17 protein-coding genes and 1 pseudogene are annotated in these 18,947 nt (G+C 66.5%); 9 read left to right on the forward strand and 9 right to left on the reverse strand.

The genetic code is table 11. The annotated features are described in order from the left end of the window. The coding region (locus V7Q48_RS02275) for a UDP-2,3-diacylglucosamine diphosphatase (protein WP_333836020.1) at positions 1-875 on the reverse strand (875 nt) is incomplete at its 3' end. Between the two features lie 207 nt (positions 876-1,082). Between V7Q48_RS02275 and recN the strand changes: the two genes are divergently transcribed. From recN to V7Q48_RS02295, 4 genes are read left to right on the forward strand one after another with little or no spacing between them, the layout of a single operon-like run. Next, positions 1,083-2,747, forward strand: coding sequence for a DNA repair protein RecN (gene recN / locus V7Q48_RS02280; protein ID WP_333836021.1), 1,665 nt, complete (start codon positions 1,083-1,085; stop codon positions 2,745-2,747). Beyond that, positions 2,744-3,436, forward strand: a complete 693-nt coding sequence (locus tag V7Q48_RS02285) for a GNAT family N-acetyltransferase (protein WP_333836022.1) — start codon at positions 2,744-2,746, stop codon at positions 3,434-3,436. Before recN ends, V7Q48_RS02285 begins: the two co-directional genes overlap by 4 nt. After that, complete coding sequence (gene ligA, locus V7Q48_RS02290) at positions 3,433-5,538, forward strand: NAD-dependent DNA ligase LigA (RefSeq protein WP_333836023.1); 2,106 nt, start codon at positions 3,433-3,435, stop codon at positions 5,536-5,538. Before V7Q48_RS02285 ends, ligA begins: the two co-directional genes overlap by 4 nt. A gap of 6 nt (positions 5,539-5,544) precedes the next feature. After that, on the forward strand, positions 5,545-6,183 hold the full coding sequence (locus V7Q48_RS02295; protein WP_333836024.1) for a LysE family translocator: 639 nt from the start codon (positions 5,545-5,547) through the stop codon (positions 6,181-6,183). A gap of 26 nt (positions 6,184-6,209) precedes the next feature. On the opposite strand, the gene V7Q48_RS02300 is transcribed toward V7Q48_RS02295, so the two are convergent. Then, the gene (locus V7Q48_RS02300; protein ID WP_333836025.1) at positions 6,210-8,240 is read right to left on the reverse strand and encodes a lytic transglycosylase domain-containing protein; all 2,031 of its coding nucleotides are present in this window, start codon (positions 8,238-8,240) and stop codon (positions 6,210-6,212) included. 138 nt (positions 8,241-8,378) lie between these two features. Here V7Q48_RS02300 and dapA point away from each other — a divergent pair, with 138 nt between their 5' ends. Then, positions 8,379-9,260 (forward strand): 4-hydroxy-tetrahydrodipicolinate synthase, encoded by an 882-nt coding sequence (gene dapA, locus V7Q48_RS02305; RefSeq protein ID WP_333836026.1) that lies wholly within the window; start codon positions 8,379-8,381, stop codon positions 9,258-9,260. 62 nt (positions 9,261-9,322) lie between these two features. Here the strand turns inward: dapA and V7Q48_RS02310 are convergent. Together V7Q48_RS02310 and V7Q48_RS02315 are read right to left on the reverse strand one after the other, a co-directional pair. Continuing rightward, positions 9,323-9,487 (reverse strand): annotated as a pseudogene (locus V7Q48_RS02310) (JAB domain-containing protein); the annotation flags it as partial. Between the two features lie 103 nt (positions 9,488-9,590). Further along, positions 9,591-9,821, reverse strand: a complete 231-nt coding sequence (locus V7Q48_RS02315) for a helix-turn-helix transcriptional regulator (protein ID WP_333836028.1) — start codon at positions 9,819-9,821, stop codon at positions 9,591-9,593. A gap of 310 nt (positions 9,822-10,131) precedes the next feature. On the opposite strand from V7Q48_RS02315, the gene V7Q48_RS02320 reads away from it, so the two are divergent. Then, positions 10,132-11,309, forward strand: a protein-coding gene (locus tag V7Q48_RS02320) for an IS3 family transposase (RefSeq protein WP_333836029.1) whose coding sequence is annotated in 2 segments (ribosomal slippage) — positions 10,132-10,396 and positions 10,396-11,309 — 1,179 coding nt in all. Because the reading frame shifts where the segments join, the coding sequence is not laid out codon by codon here. Positions 11,310-11,410: 101 nt separating this feature from the next. Then, positions 11,411-11,605 carry a hypothetical protein gene (locus V7Q48_RS02325; RefSeq protein ID WP_333836030.1) on the forward strand — a complete coding sequence of 65 codons (195 nt, stop codon included), beginning with the start codon at positions 11,411-11,413 and terminating at the stop codon, positions 11,603-11,605. A gap of 137 nt (positions 11,606-11,742) precedes the next feature. On the opposite strand, the gene V7Q48_RS02330 is transcribed toward V7Q48_RS02325, so the two are convergent. Both V7Q48_RS02330 and V7Q48_RS02335 read right to left on the reverse strand, forming a co-directional pair. Beyond that, entirely contained in the window at positions 11,743-12,825 is a 1,083-nt protein-coding gene (locus V7Q48_RS02330) for an Acg family FMN-binding oxidoreductase (RefSeq protein WP_333836031.1), read from the reverse strand. Positions 12,826-12,897: 72 nt separating this feature from the next. Beyond that, positions 12,898-13,779, reverse strand: a complete 882-nt coding sequence (locus tag V7Q48_RS02335; RefSeq protein ID WP_333836032.1) for a LysR family transcriptional regulator — start codon at positions 13,777-13,779, stop codon at positions 12,898-12,900. A 282-nt stretch (positions 13,780-14,061) separates the two neighbouring features. Between V7Q48_RS02335 and V7Q48_RS02340 the strand changes: the two genes are divergently transcribed. Both V7Q48_RS02340 and V7Q48_RS02345 read left to right on the forward strand, forming a co-directional pair. Further along, positions 14,062-15,219, forward strand: coding sequence for an epoxide hydrolase family protein (locus V7Q48_RS02340; RefSeq protein WP_333836033.1), 1,158 nt, complete (start codon positions 14,062-14,064; stop codon positions 15,217-15,219). A gap of 55 nt (positions 15,220-15,274) precedes the next feature. After that, a complete protein-coding gene (locus V7Q48_RS02345; protein ID WP_333836034.1) occupies positions 15,275-15,784 on the forward strand; it encodes a cupin domain-containing protein in 510 nt (169 codons plus the stop codon). 61 nt (positions 15,785-15,845) lie between these two features. On the opposite strand, the gene V7Q48_RS02350 is transcribed toward V7Q48_RS02345, so the two are convergent. The 3 genes from V7Q48_RS02350 to V7Q48_RS02360 form a co-directional block, all read right to left on the reverse strand. Beyond that, positions 15,846-15,992, reverse strand: a complete 147-nt coding sequence (locus V7Q48_RS02350; RefSeq protein WP_333836035.1) for a hypothetical protein — start codon at positions 15,990-15,992, stop codon at positions 15,846-15,848. Positions 15,993-16,129: 137 nt separating this feature from the next. After that, on the reverse strand, positions 16,130-16,438 hold the full coding sequence (locus V7Q48_RS02355) for a hypothetical protein (RefSeq protein ID WP_333836036.1): 309 nt from the start codon (positions 16,436-16,438) through the stop codon (positions 16,130-16,132). A 148-nt stretch (positions 16,439-16,586) separates the two neighbouring features. Continuing rightward, positions 16,587-18,947 carry a xanthine dehydrogenase family protein molybdopterin-binding subunit gene (locus tag V7Q48_RS02360; RefSeq protein ID WP_333836037.1) on the reverse strand — a complete coding sequence of 787 codons (2,361 nt, stop codon included), beginning with the start codon at positions 18,945-18,947 and terminating at the stop codon, positions 16,587-16,589.

The raw sequence follows: 18,947 nt of genomic DNA on the forward strand, positions 1-18,947 counted from the left end.
GCGAGGGCCGGGGTGAAGGGCACTTGCCGGCGCTCCTCCTCGACCCAGTCGACGATGCTGATCGCGCCGCAGGCATCCTCGACCAGCGCGGTGCAGCTTTCGACCCAGTCCCCGTCGTTGTAATAAGTGACGTCGCCGATCTGGCGGATCTCGGCGCAGTGGATGTGGCCACAGACCACCCCGTCGACACCCATGTCGCGGGCAGCGTGGGCGACCGCTTCCTCGAAGTCGCAGATGAACTGCACCGCGTTCTTGACGCGCTTCTTCATGTAGGCCGACAACGACCAGTAGGGCAGCTTGAACTGGCGGCGGATCAGGTTGACCCAGCGATTGGCCTTGAGCAGCACTTCGTAGGCGGCATCGCCAAGGAAGGCGAGCCAGCGCGCATAGAGCACCACGCCGTCGAAGCCGTCGCCGTGCGTCACCAGCAGCCGGCGCCCGTCGGCGGTCGTGTGGATCGTGTCGAGCGCCAGTTCCACGCCGCCGAAGGTCATGCCAGCATAGGGGCGCAGCATCTCGTCGTGGTTGCCCGCAATGAGCACGACCCGCGTGCCGCGATGCGCCATCTTGAGGATGCGGCGGATCACCTCGTTGTGCGCGTCGGGCCAGTACCAGCCGCGGCGCAGGCGCCAGCCGTCGACGATGTCACCCACGAGGTAGAGCGTCTCGCACTCGATCGAGGCGAGAAAATCGAGCAGCATCTCGGCGTTGCAGCCCCGCGTGCCGAGGTGGACGTCCGAGATCCAGACGGTGCGCACCCGCCGCTTGGGACGGAAGCCGCGCGGCTCGGGCAGGTCGAGCCAGTCGGGGGCACCCTTGATCCAGTCGCCGATGGCGGAAGCTACGGCAGGCTTGCGGAGGTTCGCGTTGTCCATGGCCCAGTCCTTTTCCTGGCGCGGTCGGTCCCCCGCGCGGGATGTGGAGGCGGTGTTGCAGCCGGTTGTGATCCCGGGTGTGATCGTCGTCTTGCGAATCTCATGGCATCGTCACATGTCCGTGGCGCGACACCATGTCACCGATGTGAAACAAGACGAGAACGTCGCGGGGTGACGCCGCCGTTTCGAGGCGCTAGAAAGGTTGCGATGCTCACCGCTCTTTCCATTCGCAATGTCGTCCTGATCGAAGCGCTGGACCTGTCGTTTGCCGGCGGGCTGGGCGTGCTCACCGGTGAAACCGGGGCGGGCAAGTCGATCCTGCTGGATTCGCTGGGCCTCGTGCTGGGCGACCGGGCCGACAGTGGGCTTGTCCGCAGTGGCGAGGAGCAGGCCAGCGTCACCGCGACTTTCGAATTCGCCAACCGTCCCGCCGGGATCGTGGCGCTGCTGGCAGAGGCGGAGATCGACTGGGAGCCGGGCGAGCCCTTGCTGGTGCGCCGCCGCGTGCGCGCCGATGGCGGCAGCCGTGCCCATATCAACGACCAGCCGGTCGGCGTTGCGCTGCTGCGCGAGCTGGCGCGGTTTCTCGTCGAACTGCACGGCCAGCATGACGATCGCGGGCTGGTCAATGCCCGCGGCCACCGCCTGCTGCTCGATCGCTATGCCGGTGCCGACAGCGCCGGGGTCGCGCAGGCGTGGGACAAGTGGCGCCGGGCCGAAGATGCGCTGGCACAGGCACGCGCGCAGGTCGACGCAGCGGCGGCGGAGCAGGACCTGATCGAGGCGCACGTCGCCGAACTCGACGCTTTGGCGCCGGTAGCCGGCGAGGAAGAGGACCTCGCGCTCCAGCGCGCGTCGATGCAGAAGGGCGAGCGGCTTTCGGGCGATCTTGGCGAGCTGCAGCACTTGTGGACCGGATCGGATGCGCCGCTGGCGCAGCTGCGCGGGGCCGCACGGCGGCTGGACCGGATCGCCGGTGAGCATCCGCTGCTGGCCGAAGCGCTCGAGGCACTCGACCGCGCGGTGATCGAGGCGGGCGAGGCCGAGGACAAGCTGGCCGCCGCCGCCGATGCGCTGATGCACGACCCCGCCTTGCTCGACCGGATCGAGACGCGGCTGTTCGACCTGCGGGCCGCCGCGCGCAAGCATGGCTGCACGGTCGATGACCTTCCGGCCCGGCGCGAGGCGCTGCATGCCACGCTTCAGGCGATCGAGGGCGGCGAGGCGCAGATCGCCCAGCTGCAGTTCGCGGCCACGGACGCCGGTCTCGACTATCGCGCCAAGGCCGAAACGCTTTCGGTGCAGCGGGCCGAGGCGGCGCGGCGGCTGGACGCCGCGGTCGCGACCGAGCTCAAGCCGCTCCGGCTCGATGCCGCGCGGTTCCGCACCGCTGTGGTCCGCCTGCCCGAGGATCGCTGGTCGGCGCATGGCGTCGATGCTGTTGAGTTCTTGATATCCACCAATCCCGGCAGCGACTTCGCACCGCTGGGCAAGATCGCCTCGGGCGGCGAACTTTCGCGCTTCATCCTCGCGCTCAAGGTTGCTCTGGCCGAGCAGGGCGGGGCGGCGACGGTGATCTTCGACGAGATCGACCGCGGCGTCGGCGGCGCGGTGGCGAGCGCGATCGGCGAGCGACTGGCGCGGCTGGCCCATGGCGGGCAGTTGCTGGCGGTGACGCACAGCCCGCAAGTGGCCGCGCGCGGCAACGCCCACTACCTTATCGCCAAGTCGAGCGAGGGCACGGTCACGCGCACCTCGGTCGCGCTGCTCAGCGACGAGGGACGCAAGGAGGAGATCGCCCGCATGCTGTCCGGCGCCGAGATCACGGCCGAGGCGCGGGCGCAGGCGGAACGCTTGCTGGAACAGGCATGACCAGCTCGCTCGATCGCCCGGTGTGGCATGCGCTGACCGGGGCACAGGCGCATCTGGCGCGAGGGACGCTGCCGGCGCTGCGGATCGATCCGCGTTACGGCCCCTTTGCGGCCGCCGCCCCTGGCCAGGAACATGCGCTGTCCGGTCTTCTGGAGGCATGCGAGGACACTGTCTGGACGGTGGAGGCCGAACCCTTTTCGGCTCCCGATGGGCTGGTTGCCCTGCGCACGGCCGCGCTGGTGCAGATGGTGGCGTCGAATGGCGCGACGCCGAACACCGGAGCTGCCGATATGCCGCCGATGCGTCTGCTGGGTGAGGGCGATGCGCCCGCCATGGCGGCGCTGGCCGAGGCGACGCAACCGGGCCCATGGGCGCGCGGGACCTGGCGCTATGGCGACTTTTTCGGGATTTTCGTCGATGGCCGGCTGGCGGGGATGGCGGGCGAGCGGATGCGGCCGGCGCCGGGCTATGCGGAAGTGAGCGGGGTGGCGGTCTGGCCCGAGTTTCGCGGGCGGGGCTGGGCGGCGGCGTTGATCCGGCGGGTGATGGCAGGCTTTGCCGAGCGGGGCGACATCGCGTTCCTCCACAGCTATGCCGAGAACGCCGGCGCGATCCGCCTTTACGAAAGCCTGGGTTTCCGTATTCGCCGGCCGATGACCGCAACCGTTTGGGGAAGAGCCGCATCATGACCGATCCCGTGCGCGACACGAACCTGCCCGACGAAGCGGCGGCCGCGAACGAGCTGATGCGGTTGGCCCGGCAGATCGCCTATCACAACCGGCGCTACCATGCCGAGGACGCGCCCGAGATCAGCGACGCCGAATACGACGCGCTGGTCCGGCGCAATGCCTGGCTGGAAGCGGCGTTTCCGCATCTGATCCGGGCGGACAGTCCGTCGCGCGCCGTGGGGCACGAAGTGTCGGCCTCGCCCTTGGGCAAGGTGACGCACGAGGTTCGCATGATGAGCCTCGACAATGCCTATACCGACGAGGAGGTCGAGGACTTCGTCGCGCGTGTCCGGCGCTTCCTGGCATTGCCCGCCGATGCGCCGGTCACGATGACGGCCGAGGACAAGATCGACGGCCTGTCGTGCTCGCTGCGCTACGAGCATGGCAAGCTGGTGCGCGCGGCAACGCGCGGCGACGGCCAAGTGGGCGAGGATGTTACTGCCAATGTCGCCTATATCAAGGACATACCGCAGCAACTTGCCGCCCGTCCTGACGAGACGCTGCCCGATGTGTTCGAGATTCGCGGCGAGGTCTACATGGCCAAGGCCGACTTTCTCGCCTTGAATGCCGCGCAGGCGGAGCGCGAGGACAAGGTCTTCGCCAATCCCCGCAATGCCGCCGCCGGCTCGCTGCGCCAGAAGGACGCGAGCATCACGGCGGCCCGGCCGCTGCGGTTCCTGGCCCATGGCTGGGGCGCGGCGAGCAGCGTGCCCGAGGACACGCAGTTTGCCATGATGCAACGCATCGCCGCGTGGGGCGTGCCGGTCTCGCCCCTGCTGGTGCACTGCGGATCGACCCCGGACATGCTTGCCCACTATCGCAGCATTCAGGCGCAACGTGCTGATTTGCCGTATGATATCGATGGCGTGGTATACAAGGTCGACAGCCTCGAGTGGCAGCGTCGCCTGGGCTTCGTTGCCAAGGCCCCGCGCTGGGGCATGGCGCACAAGTTCCCGGCCGAGCGCGCCGAGACCACGCTCGAGGCGATCGACATCCAGGTCGGTCGCACCGGCAAGCTGACCCCGGTCGGACGGCTGGCGCCGGTGCTGGTGGGGGGCGTGACCGTCACTAACGTCACGCTGCACAATCGCGACGAGATCGGCCGCCTCGGCGTGCGGGTGGGCGATCGCGTCGTGCTGCAGCGCGCGGGCGACGTCATCCCGCAAGTCGTCGAGAACCTCACGCGCGAGACGCCGCGCGACGCCTATCATTTCCCCGATCACTGCCCCGAATGCGGCAGCGAAGCCGTGGCGGAAGAAGGCGAAGTCGACGTGCGCTGCACCGGCGGGCTGATTTGCCCGGCGCAGCGGACGGAACGGTTGCGCCACTTCGTCAGCCGCGCGGCACTCGACATCGAGGGGCTGGGCGAGAAAACCATCGCCGAGTTCTTCGCATTGGGCTGGCTGGAAAGCCCGGCCGACATTTACCGCCTGCGCAAGCGACGTGACGACATCGTCGGGCGCGAAGGCTGGAAGGACAAGTCGGTCGACAATCTGCTGGCGGCGATCGAGGCCAAGCGCGCCCCGGACGCCGCGCGGCTGCTGTTCGGCCTCGGCATCCGCCACGTCGGCGCGGTCACGGCGCGCGATCTGATGAAGCGCTTCGTGACGCTGCCGGCCTTGCGCGATGCGGCACAGCGCGCCTGGCCGGGTGAGGGCGTCGAGGGCGATCCTGAGGCACGGGCAGAACTGCTGTCGATCGATGGGGTCGGCCCCGTGGTGGTCGAGGCGCTGGGCGAATTCTTCCACGAGCCCCACAATGTCGCGGTGTGGGACGATCTCCTGTCGGAGGTCAGCCCGCCGGACTTCATTGTCGAAACGCGCGCCAGCGCGGTCGCGGGCAAGACCGTGGTGTTTACCGGAAAGCTCGAGACGATGAGCCGCGACGAGGCCAAGGCGCAGGCCGAGGCACTGGGCGCGCGCGCCGCGGGCAGCGTATCGCCCAAGACCGACCTGATCGTGGCGGGGCCGGGCGCGGGCAGCAAGCTCAAGAAAGCGGCGGAATTGGGCATCGAAGTGATCGACGAGGCGGCCTGGGCCGACATCGTCAAGGCGGCAGGATAAGGCGCGATGGCAATTCATACCTGGTGGCTTTTCGTGGTCACCGTGTTCTTCATTTCGATCTCGCCCGGCCCCAACATGCTGCATGTGATGACGCGCAGCGTGACGCTGGGCTTCTCGCGCGCGATGCTGGCGATGAGCGGCTGCTTCCTGGCGGTGCTCACCCTGCTGAGCCTGTCGGCAGCCGGGCTGTCCGCCGTGCTTGCGGCCATGCCAGAGGTGTTCACCGCGCTGCGGATCATCGGCGCGGGCTATCTGCTTTACCTGGGATACAAGGCCTGGACCGCCGATGCGGCACCGATCGATGCGGGGGCAATCGAGGGCGCTGGTGTGCCGGTCGTCGGGCCTTCAGGCTGGCAGCTGTTTCGCACTGCATTCCTGATCGGCATCAGCAATCCCAAGGCGCTGCTGTTTGCGGGTGCCTTCCTGCCGCAGTTCATCGACCCGGCGCGGCCGCGCGTGCCGCAATTCGCGATCATGGTCGCAACCTTCGGCGTGATCGAGGTGACCTCGTACTTGCTCTATGCGCTGGGCGGCCGCTCGATGGCGCGGTGGCTGGAAAAGCCCAGCCCGCGCAAGGTGTTCAACCGCGTGACCGGTGCGATCTTTGTCGCGTTCGGACTGGCGATGGCGGGCAGCCGCGCCTGAGGCGACACCGGGCTGGCGAAATTAGGTCAGCCCGGTGTCGGCTTGCCGAGGATGTGGCTCATCGGGTTGGGACCGCGCCATGTGGCCTTGTCGGGGTTCATCGCCTCGTAGACGACCGCGTTCTCCAGCACGCGCTGCACGTAATTGCGGGTTTCCGACAGCGGAATGCGCTCGATCCAGTCAACCCATTCGACGGCGCCGGTGCGCGGATCACCGTTGGCGCGTAGCCACTTGTTCACGTTGCCCGGCCCGGCGTTGTAGGCCGCGACCGCCAGCGGCGTCGATCCGCCGTAGATGTCCATCAGCCGCCCGAAGAAGGCGCTGCCCAGCGCGATGTTGAACCCGGCGTCGTCGGTCAGCGCCTGCGAACTGTAGCTGAGGCCGAGCTTACCCGCCTGCTCGTTGGCGGTGGCAGGCATGAGCTGCATCAGGCCGCGCGCCCCGGCGTGGCTCATCGCGTTCTGCGCGAACTGGCTTTCCTGCCGGGTGATGGCATGGATCATCGTCCACGACTGCTCGCTGCCGGTCGGCACGGGGATCAGCGGGAAGGCGATGTGCTGGAAATCGAGATAGCCGCGCGCGCCTGCGGCCTGCCCGACGATGACACCCAGGTCGCGGCGGCCCAGTTCGCGCGCCAGTTCGGCGACCAGCATGTGCTGGCCCTCGGTCTGCTGCTGGTCGGCGATTTCCTTGAAGAAGCGCACCGTCGTGCGCCACTCGCCGCTGCGCGCCACCTCACGCACCGCCAGGGTCAGCGGCGCGGCGTTGAACCGGGCACGTTCGTCGGGCGTGGGCACGGCGCGCGAATCCCAGGCGAAGTTGGGCACCGGCTGACCCAGCCGCTCCATGGCGAGCAGGCCATAGAACTGGTCGGAATAGCGCGCGGCCATCGCGAAATAGCGCTGCGCGTCGGCGCCGAGCCCGGCCTGCTGCGCCGCGCGGCCAGCCCAGTAGAAGCCCTTGGCGCGCGTGCCGGGGGTGCGGGCGGCGGCGCCATAGCGCCAGAACAGCGGCGCCGCGCTGGCCGGATCGCCCAGCTTCCACAGCGCCTGCGTTCCGCCGAGCCAGACCAGCGAGGTGTAATCGTCACGCAGGTCGTAGGCCATCTGGCTGATGTCTTCGCCCGGATCGAACGCATCGTCGATCCCGCGCGCGATCGCGACGGCGCTGCGGGCATCGCCGCCGGCAGCCGCGCCGCGCGCGTTGGTGAGCATCTCGTCGATCCACTTGCCGCGCAACAAGGGGCGGCTGGCAAGCGGCGGGCGCGTGGCCAGCAACTGCTGCGCCATCGTGCCGAGGCCCTGCTTGCGCAGCTGGCGCACGCGCGCATAGACGAAGCCGGGATCGCTGTTGAGCTGCGCCGGGGGAATACCCCCGGCGGCGGAGTAGGGATCGAGACCCTGCAACGCCATCAGGCGCGCGCCGTCGATCCCGCGCCGCAAAGGCGAGACGCTGACGAAGGCACGTGTCGCCTGGGGCAGGGCGGCCCACCACAGCAGCGCGTCCATCCGCGCATCGGCGTCGTCGGCCGTGAAGGTGCTGCCCCAGGTGGCGAGAATCGCCGCCTCGTCGGCGTCGCTCATCGGCCCGCCGCGCCAGGCGGTGCGGGCCATGGCGTCGGCATCGGGGCGGCCGAGCGCACGCAGCGACAGCGCATAGCGCGCACGGCCCGGATTGGTCAGCGGTGGCTGGCGATCGAAGTACGAGACGATCGTGCGCGGATCGGCGGCAATTCCGGCCTGCGCATCACGATCAAGTGCGCCCTCGGCATAGCGGCGCAGGCGATCCGCATCGGGGAAGCCCGGGTAGGACAGCAGAAAGCCGGCATAATCTGAAAAAGCGAAGCGGTTCGAGCCTGTCAGCAATTGCCAGCGCGAGATGGCCAGCGCCATCGGCCCTTGCTGGCCGGCGACAAGCTGGGCACGCGCGCGGTCCCACGCGCTGCCGTCGGTGTCGGGCCCGGCATCACTGGCGCGCGTCGTTACGGAAAGGGCGAGCACAGCCGCGAGGCCGCACGCGCCGTTGCGCAGTATGACGGAAAGATGGCGTCTGGGCATGTCCACGCTGGACATAGTGGGTTGCCCCTCCTTATCAGGCGCTGAATGCGGCAAGGCCGTGTCACCCCGTCTTGGCCGGGTGGACGCATCGGCGCAAGGCCGCATTGTCATTGTGCGACAAGACGAGGGAAATTGTCCATGTTTTCCGGCTCCATTCCGGCTTTGGTGACACCGTTCCGCGACGGAGCCTTCGACGAGAAAGCCTTTCGCCGCCTGGTCGACTGGCAGATCGAAAACGGATCTTCCGCCCTCGTGCCTTGCGGCACCACTGGCGAGGCCTCGACGCTGTCGAATGCCGAACACCACCGCGTGATCGAGGTCTGCGTCGAGCAGGCGGCGGGGCGCGTGCCCGTGATCGCCGGATGCGGCAGCAACGACACGATGAACGCGCTGCTGCACATGACCTTTTCCAAGAAGTGCGGTGCGCAGGCCGCGCTGTGCGTCGCGCCCTATTACAACCGTCCGAGCCAGGAAGGGCTGATCGCCCATTTCAGCTATCTGGCCGAGCACAACGACCTGCCGATCATCCTCTACAACGTGCCGGGCCGGACCGTGACGGACATCCTGCCCGAAACCGTGTGCGAACTGGCCAAGCGCTTTCCCGAGAAGATTGTCGGCATCAAGGATGCCAGCGGCGACCTCTCGCGCGTGACCGATCACCGCATGGGCATCGGCAAGCACTTCTGCCAGCTGTCGGGCGACGACGAACTGGCGCTGCCCGCCAATGCAGCGGGCGCGGTCGGCTGCATTTCAGTCACCGCCAACGTCGCGCCCCGGCTGTGCGCCGAATTCCAGGCCGCCTGCGCCGCCAATGACCTGGCGCTGGCGCGCGAGCTCAACGACCGGCTCTACCCGCTGCACTATGCGATGTTCGAGGACGCCTCGCCCGGTCCGGTCAAGTATGCGCTGTCGCGCGTGCATCCCTGGATCGAGGACGAACTGCGCCTGCCCATGGTCCCGTGCAGCGACGCTGCGCGCCGCGCCGTGGACGAAGCGCTGGAGTTTGCCGGGCTGGTTTGATCCGGGGGCTTCGCCTCGTCGAGTGGCGATGGGCGCCTGCGCCCAAGGCCGAACCGGACCTGCTAGATCAGCCCCTTGGCGCGCATCGAGGTATGGCCCTCGCGGCCGATGATGACATGGTCGTGGACGGTCACGCCGAGCAGGCGCGCCGCCTCGATGATCTTCTGCGTGATCTGGATGTCCGCTTTGCTCGGCTGCGGATTGCCAGAGGGGTGGTTGTGCACAACGCCAGCCATATCTATAACTTACTGATTTTAAAGAGTTAATATGGAAGTTTCGAGGAGGTGGTGCCGCTAATTGGGATCGGTCTCTAGTGCCCCATCGTGATAATCACGCCCGATCACCCAGGCGTTCAGTGAGTTTTTTGGACGCACGGCACTGCACTCTATTTTTTTCGTCCCACGCATCAAGCTCGTCCACCGGATAGAGTACCGCCTTGCCGACTTTGACGAACGACGGGCCGAGACGCATGGCGCGCCAGTTTCGAAGAGTGCCAACAGAAACTCCACCACGATACCGTTCAGCTACCTCCTCCGGAGTAAGGAATTTGCTGTCTGTCATTACCGCCTCCCTCGACAGCACGACCAAGGCGTGACGCCGCGTCTTGAGTTGATCATCGCGGTAGTCCGTAGAGGTTCGCCACGCGTCGTTGTTTCACGCGCTCAGGCCCGGTGCCTCACGCCTCCGCACGGACATACATGCTGCGCAATTCAGCGGGGCGGAAGACGTCAGAGGCAGGTGTCGTACAAATGGATACCGTGGAGGCTACATAGGCGGGATTGACTGCACCGCCTGTCGTCGACGGTGGGCTTCCCGCCTGAACGGGATCCATCTGTGATGAGAGAGTTGGGCACCTTGGAAGGAGGCAGGGATGCCGAGGAAGCGTCACACGGCGGAGCAGATCATCGGGCTGTTACGGCAGGCCGAGGTGGAATTGGCGCAGGGCCGAACGGTGGGGGAGATCTGTCGTGGCCTCGGCGTCTCCGAGGCGAGCTTTTATCGCTGGCGGGCTGAATACGGCGGCCTGAAGGTGGACCAGGTGCGTCGGATGAAAGACCTCGAGCGGGAGAATGCGCGGCTAAAGCGGGCGGTGGCGGAGCTGACACTGGACAAGCAGATCTTGAAAGAGGCTGCGGAGGGAAACTTCTAGGCCCCGAGCGCCGCCGGGCTGGCGTGCGGCATGTGCAGGCGGTGCTCGGGGTGTCCGAGCGTCATGCCTGCCGCACGCTGGGCCAGCCGCGTTCTACCCAGCGCAAGGTGCGAGTGGTGCCGGCCGATGAGGCGGCATTGACCGATGCGGTGGTGTCGCTGGCGGCGGAGTATGGCCGCTATGGTTACCGTCGGGTCACGGCGCTGCTGCGGGCCGAGGGATGGCAGGTGAACGCCAAGCGGGTGGAGCGCATCTGGCGGCGCGAGGGGCTGAAGGTGCCGCGGCGGCAGCCGAAGCGGGGCCGGCTGTGGCTGAACGATGGCTCCTGCGTTCGGCTGCGGCCGTGCTGGCCCGGACATGTCTGGGCGTATGACTTCGTGCAGGACCGGACGCATGACGGGCGGCGGTTCCGCATGCTGACGGTGATCGACGAGTACACGCGGGAGTGCCTGGCGATCGTGGTGGCGCGGCGGCTGACGTCGGACGATGTGCTGCAGGTGCTGTGCGAGCTGTTCGTCGAGCGGGGGCCGCCTGGGCATATCCGCTCTGACAACGGGCCAGAGTTCGTGGCGAAGGCGGTGCGCGGTTGGCTAGGCCGGGTCGGGGTGACGACGCTGTTCATCGAGCCCGGCAGCCCCTGGGAGAATGGCTACAACGAGAGCTTCAATGGCAAGCTGCGGGACGAACTGCTGGACCGCGAGATCTTCTATTCATTGCGGGAAGCCGAGGTGCTGATCGAGCGCTGGCGGCGGCACTACAACACCATCAGGCCGCATAGCGCGCTGGGCTATCGGCCGCCGGCACCAGAAGCAGTGTTGCCCTGGCCGTCTGGCCCCGCCTACGCTCCGCTCCGGCAGGGCCAGACGGCCAGGCCAGAACACGGGCCAAGTCTCTCATAGGCCCTGGATCCCCGATCGGGGGCAGGCCACCGGCGACACCGCCCACGCATGGTTTCTACGACATGACCTTGAGAGGCGAGGTCCAGTTCTCGCTGGGTTTCATGAAGCCCAGCCCGCAATGGCGCTTCGGCCATGCGGGCGCGTTCGGCGCACCGGGCGCTGGTGGGTCCCTCGGCTACGCCGACCCGGACGCGGGCATTGCCTATGCCTATGTCACCAACCGGATGGGAACGACGATCGCAGGCGATCCCCGCGACGTCGCGTTGCGCGAAGCGTTGCGGCCCATCGGGCGGTAGTGCTTGCAGGCGCCCGGCGGCCGAGCCACCGCGGCCAATGCCCATTTCGCAGATCGTCAGCACAAAAAGCGCCGGCCGAGACATGAACCGCCATGATGGCGCGCCGCGTCTTGTGTGTGGGTCATGAAGCCAGGCTCTCAGGCCACGATCACCGCTTCGGGCGCTCGACGTGGCGACCAGGGCAGCGTCGGGCCGTAGCCGAACCGCATCACGATATCGGGCCGCCTGCCGGACAGGCCGATCAGCGTTGCGAGTTCGGGGCGTAGGCGAGCAACTTCGACTGGCTGGTTGATGAAGGCGTGCTTTAATCCCAACGCCGTCGCCTGAAGGGCGAAACGCTGACAGGACTGCCCCACCGCCACCCAATGCGCGGGGGTTTCCCCGGCGCCGACGAACACCGCGATCCCGGACGCGGACTGGATCTGGCGAGCGTAGGCGTCATTCTCGGCTTGCGCCGTCGAGAACCAGTCGAACGCATGCGGCCCAAGCCAGTCCGGCAATGCGGGGTTGCCGCTTGCCACGCTGTAGAGGCCGTCGCCGGTTCGCAGCGCCTGTCGCGGGTTGAACCGAAGCCACGTTTTGAGCTCGCGGACGAAGGCGGCGTCGGCCATCTGCGTGCTGTTGCCTGTCAGGACGAGGTCGCGCAATTGGTCGATCCGGTTGCGATCCGTGAGCAGAACGAGATCAACGCCGGGCACGGCCGCCGCCCGGACGAGCATGTCGAGGTCGCCCGAACCGACCATGCGGCGATCGTAATCAGCGCGGGTAGATTGTCGGCTGGCGATGGCATCGAACAAGGGCGATGAAATTGCCCGCGCTTTCTCGAAGTCAAAGACGACAGAGCCTTTGCCGCTCGGATCGAAGTTGACGGCGCCTGGCGCGCCGCGCGCGGCGGACGCGAGCGACAGAGTCTCAGCGGCCGCGCCGAGGCTCACGAACAGATGATGATCGTCGGGATCGACGACAGGCGTTCGCCTCGAGAAGTCGGGCAGAATGTCGATCTTCCGATCACCGATACGAAAGAGCCATGGCTGCGTGTTGTGGCCATTGGGTGCGAGCGTGGCGTAGCGGATGAGATCGCGCGCGGATGGCGTATCCGCCAGCGGCCTTCGTAGCGGGGCGATCCCGATGGCATAGTCCGATGACGACCCCATGCCGGATGCCGTGAGATAGGCGGCTCCCGCACCAAGCGCGATGGTGGTCCCCGCGCCGATAAGCATGTGTCGTCGGTGCATGAGCAAGTCCGTTCCCCGCGAAGTCACGTCTATCGGCACCTTACGCAGCATCGGAAACTACGCAAAATGCGGTGTAATATGCTCCATTAATGCGTCGATAAAGACGCGAACCTTGGCCGATAGGCTGCGATGGCTGGGGTAAAGCGCATGAACTTCGATCTTTTCGCCCGTCAGGTCGGGCAATAGTCTGATCAGATCCCCCGCGGCGACGGCAGGCGCCGCCAGATAATCGGGAAGCCGTCCGATTCCTGCTCCCCCCATGAGAACGACCTTCTGAGCGCCGGCGTCTGGGATGGTCAAACGCGCCCGTACCTCGATTTGCTTCAGGGCGTCTCCTGTCGAGAACGGCCAGATGGTGGTTTGCTCTCGTTCGACAATGTCATGGCTTGCAAGCTCACTCAGCGATCCGGGAGTGCCTCGCGCACTGAGGTAGCCCGGGCTGGCGCACAGCCACAACTCGATCGGGGGAAGGGTTCGGGCGACGAGACCCGAATCCAGCAGCGGCCCGATGCGGATTACGACATCGGTCGCCTCGGCGAGCATGTCGATACGGCGATAGTCAAGATCCAGCATAACGCTGACCTGCGGGTATCGCGCGAGGAACGCCGGGAGCATCGGAGCAATCAGCCCCTGACCGAAGGCGTAGGATGCGTTCACTCGCAGCAATCCGCTGGCCGTACCGGCCAAGCCATCGAGCGCTGCGCCGGCTTCATCGAGGTCGTCAAGGATGCGAATTGCATGGGGCAGCAGCAATATACCGGCGTCGGTAAGCCGCAGATGGCGGGTCGAGCGTTCGATCAGCGCTATTCCGATCGATGCCTCCAGCCGCGATAGCGCACGACTGACCGACGACTTGGGCGCCTTCAGGGCGCGTGCCGCCGCCGACACACTGTTCAGCTCGGCAATCCTGACAAAGGCGCGGAGGTTGACAATATCCATACGTTCCAATTCGGGAACACCTTGTTGCATCTCAAGCGGCTAATCAAACAATGTGGAACATCCTATTCTTTCGTCAGTCGATTGCAACGCATCCGATACGCGAGCGCGACGAGCCAGCGACGCCATTGGAGGCATTTGATGAAAGACAGAGAACCAACCCGGGTCGACCGCCGAACCTTGCTCAAGTCAGGTGCGGTGCTGTCGGCCTCTGCGCTCGCGCCGGCCTCGTTCGCCAACGCTTCCCCATCCCGCCCTGCTACCCCCCAAGGAGGCGCTCCCGCCATGTCCGAAACAATCGAACCTTTCCGTCTGGCAATTGCCGACACCCAGCTTGACGATCTGCGCAATCGCCTCGCGCATACCCGCTGGCCGACCCCCGAAACGGTGCCGGACACCAGCCAAGGCCCGCAACTCGAGAAAATTCAGGCGCTCTGCACATATTGGCTTGAGCGTTACGACTGGCGCCGCTGCGAGACACTCCTGAATGGCTTTGGCCAGTTCAAGACGACGATCGATGGGCTCGGCATCCATTTCCTTCATATCCGGTCTGCCAATCCGGATGCCTTGCCGCTGCTGATGTGTCATGGCTGGCCGGGGTCCGTACTCGAGTTTAGGGACGTCATCGGCCCGCTGAGCGCTCCGGTGGCGCATGGTGGAAATCCGCACGACGCATTCCACCTGATCATTCCGTCGATGCCTGGCTATGGCTTCTCGGACAAACCGGCTGGAGCCGGCTGGTCGCTGGACCGGATTGCGGACGCCTATGTCACCTTGATGGGGCGGCTAGGCTACAAACGCTGGGCCATGCAGGGCGGCGACCTCGGCGCGGCGATCACCGACACGATTGCGCAGAAGGCGCCGGCGGGATGCATCGGCATGCATTCCAACTTCGCGATGTTCCCGCCAACACCAGACGAAATGGCCGCCGCCACGCCCGACGAGAAAGCGATGCTCGCCAGTTCCAAGTATTTTTGGGACAAGCTGTCGGGCTACGCCAAGTTGCAGCAAACACGGCCGCAAACGATCGGCTATGCGCTGGCGGACTCGCCAGTAGCACAGGCGACTTGGATCTATCAGATGTTCCAGGACACCTGTGGCACGCCCGGCAATGCGGAAGCGTCGTTCTCGCTCGATTATATGCTTGACGACATTATGCTCTACTGGCTGCCCAATACCGGCGCGTCGTCAGCGCGGCTCTATTGGGAAATGGTCCAGGGCAACTGGTCGCCGCCGGCAAGCGAGGCCAATCCCATTGCCCTTCCGACCGGCTTCACGATGACGCCCGAGGAGCAGGTACGGAAGTCGCGACGCTGGGTGGAGCGTCGGTACAGCATTTTGATCCATTTCAACGAGCTGGAAAAGGGCGGCCATTTCGTGGCGATGGAGCAGCCCGCCCCCTTCGTCGATGAGGTGCGAAAGACGTTCGCGCAGCTGCGCTAGGCGGTTTCGCTGCGATCTACACCACCGTCGCTGGCCTGCGTTGAGAGGAAACACCGTGAGCGATAAACCAACCATCCTGCCCGAGCAGTTCAGGCCGATGGCGGCCTTCATGCGCGGCCGAGACACTGCGCCAGCGTACTGGCAGAACGGCATTCTCTGGATCATGCTTGCCACCGCCGAAGAGACCGGTGGCGACTTCACCTTGATGGAGCAGTTTATGGCGAAGGGGCCTCAGGCCCCCCGTCACCTCCACGAGTGGATGCGCGAGGGCTTCTACATTCTCGAAGGCCACGCGCGCTTCGTGGTCGACGGCAGGACGATCGAGGCGGGGCCAGGCGACTTTGTGACGGTGCCCAAAAAGACGTGGCACGAGTTCGAGGCGACCACGGAGCTGCGCTTCCTCAACTGGTACACACCCGGCGGGTTCGAGAAGCTCATCATCGGCGCCGGCGTGCCCGCCACGGCGCGCACCTTACCCCCGGCCGATCTGCCAAAGTCAGATCCGGAATTGCTCAAGCGCCTGATCGATGAGATCGGGATGCGCAGCCCGCGAGAGGGGGAGTAGCGATGAGCGAAGAACGAGAGAGAATTGCAGGGTATCTCAGAGTTTGCTCTGGCAAGAGGGATTACAGCACATGCGCCTGATCGGCGATGCGGTCGGCCAGCACGGGCATCGCGGCCCCGGCATGGGTGACGATCAGCCGAAGGTTAGGAAAGCGATCGAGCGTCCGCCGATCGAGCATGTTGGCAACCGCACGTGTCGATTCGAACATGAACTCGATGATCGGTCTGGGCTGGCCGAGGACAAGCGCGAGGCAACCGGCGCAGTGCGGCGATGTCGGATGCATGAAACGATCGCGCGGCGTCGGTCCAGCTCCGCCATTAGGGGGTCCAGCGCCGCATCGCCTATTTAGACGCCGCGGTGGTTGGTCTCGACCGCGACGCCGTCGGCGGCCAATTCGTCGGGAGCGTAGGCGGCTTCCCGGATCGCACCATCCACATCCGGCAGCGGCAAGGCGGCGAACAGGGCGAAACGTTCGGGATGAGCGCGGACCAGCGCAGCGCGCTGCTCGTTGACCGAGCGCGCAAGCTTCCGCGCTACGGCATCATCCCCGAAATGCACGCCCGGTGACGAGACGGAGAGCATGGCGGTGTGGATGGTCAATCGGTCCATCAACGCGAGCGCCTTATCTACGCTCCACGCCGGCAGCTCGGGCATGCCACGGGTGGACGTGACCGGCCGCGAGCGCCGCTGCGCGATAATCAGCCGGGATATAGCGGGCGCGCACGTCTACCCGTGGCATGACGACCAGGCTGCATCCGCCGAACGGGCTTCGATGACCAACTTGCTCATCGCTCGCCTCCCGTCAGCTATCTCCCGCCGCCCAGGCCGGACTGTCCATACCTGCGAGCAGCTTTTCGATGCGGAACGGCAGATCCCTCAGGCGCACTCCGGTCGCATGGTAAATCGCGTTGCTGATCGCGGCTGGGCCGCCGATCGATCCGACCTCGCCCATACCCTTGACCCCGAGGGGATGGCCACGGGTGTCGTCTTCCTCGATGATGAGGGCGTCGATCTCGGCAATATCCGCATTGGTGGGGATGAGCGCCTCACCGAGGTTGCGATTCATCCAGCTGCCGAACCGCTCATCCATCACGGATTCCTCGAGCAGCGCCTGGCCGAGACCCCAGACCATCCCGCCCATCAACTGGCTGCGGACCAGCAACGGGTTGACCGCACGGCCGCCGGCGAAGGCGCCGATAAACCGGGCGACCTGAACATGGCCCGTGTCCGGGTCGACCAGCACCTTCGCGAACTGCGCGCCGAAGCAGAAGCGCGCGTAGCTGCTGTGGCCCATGGTGCGGCCGGTCACCGCTTCCTCTTCGATCAGGCCGTCGGGGTGGCGCGCCATGAGCGCGATCACGCTCTCGCTCTCGCCATCGGGACCGATCACCAGCCCGTCCCGGACCTCAAGATCATGCCGGGAAAGGCCGTAGAGCGGCGATCCCTGGTCCAGCGTCGCGCGCTTGATCAGCGCCCGCTTCACAGCCGCCGCGGCCTCGTGGATGGCGGCGCCGTTGGACAACGTGGTCATCGAACCGACGGTCAGGCCGCCATAGGGCAGCGCGGTGTCGCCATATTCCAGCGTCACGTGATCGAGCGGCAGCCCGAGCGCCTCCGCCCCGATCTGAGTGAGCGCGGTGACCATGCCCTGGCCGATCTCGTGCTGCGCCGTTTGGAATGTCGCGCGGCCGTTCCCAGCCAGGATGCACCGCGCGAGCGCAGGCATCTGGAGCGTCGGGTAGATCGAGGTCGCCAGCCCGAAACCGACACGGTGCCGGCCCTCGCGCATCGAGCCAACGACGGGGTTCCGCTCGAACCAGCCGATCCGCTCGGCGGCCGCCCGATAGCAGGCCTTGAGCGATTTGGACGACCATTCGTGGCCGGTGTCCGGCTCGACGTCGGCGTGGTTGAGCAGCCTGAACTCGAGCGGATCCATGCCGATTTTATGGGCGAGCTCGTCCATCGCGATATCGAGCCCGATCGCGTCGCAACCGGCGCCGGGGCCGCGCATCCAGCCGGGTGCGCCGGTGTCAAGCCGCGCGGTCTGTGTCTTGAGCAGCAGGTTGGGGCAAGCATAGGTCTTGGGCGCGGTCTCATTCGCGGGTTCGGAGTAGCTGCCCTTGGCGCCCTGCGCGACGATCGCCTCGCGCATGAACGATTGGAGCTTGCCGTTCTCGTCGGCGGCGAGGCGGATGTGCTGCCAGGTCTGCCCGCGGAACGGCATCATCGTGTAGGTATGCGCGCGGGCAAGTACCAGCTTGACTGGCGCGTCGGCCAGCTTCGCCGCCATCGCGGCGAGCAACAGATGACCGTTACCGTTCTTGCCGCCGAACGCCCCGCCAGCTGGCGGAGCTATCACCCGCACCTTGTTGCTGAACTCGAACTTGCCGATGATCTGGGTGATGACGCGCGGCAGCCGCTCCTTGAGGCCAAAGCCGAAGGCTTCGCCGAGCACCACCGCCTCATTGTAGCTGAACTGGGTGGGAACATGGACGGTCAGGCCGCCGTCGCGATCCCACAACGCGATCGCCGCGCCTGGCTCCATCGCATTGTGATGATGGGCGGAGGTGGTGACGGTGATGTCGACCTTGTGCGCCGCCTCGTCGTAGCCCTTCTCGGCGTCACCGAGCTTGACCTGCCCCGGACTGCCGGCGCCGAGCGACTTCGCGTCCTGAGCGCGGCCGCGGCCCGTCTCGATCGTGTAGGCGGTGCCGGGCTCCGGATCGGAATAGCGGACTCTGACGAGCATGCTCGCCTCGATTGCGTGCTGGAGCGTATCCGCGACGATGACGCCGATGCATTGGCCGCCATAGTGGATCACGCCTTCCTGGAGCGGCAGCAGCTCGCCGATCTCGGCGCCGTTGAAGACGAACACCTTCTTCAGCCTGGGCGCGTTTTCATGCGTCATCAGCAGCCGGACGCCGGGTGCCCGCAGCGCCTCCTCCGCGTCGAAGCCGAGCACCTTTCCGCTTGCGCGGGCGCTAACGATCGCGACCGCGTGAAGGAGCGCCTCCTCGGCGATGCCGAGCGAGGCGGTGCTGATGTCGCCGGCGTAGCGGAGTCGGCCCGTGACCTTGTCGAAGCCCTCGATGCGGCGCGGCGCATCGGCGAGCCGCTGGGCAGGGATCGGCGCGGTAAGCGAGGAGTCGAGCATCGTGGCCAT

Source organism: Novosphingobium sp. (genome assembly GCF_036803765.1).
In the GTDB taxonomy this organism is placed as follows: domain Bacteria; phylum Pseudomonadota; class Alphaproteobacteria; order Sphingomonadales; family Sphingomonadaceae; genus Novosphingobium.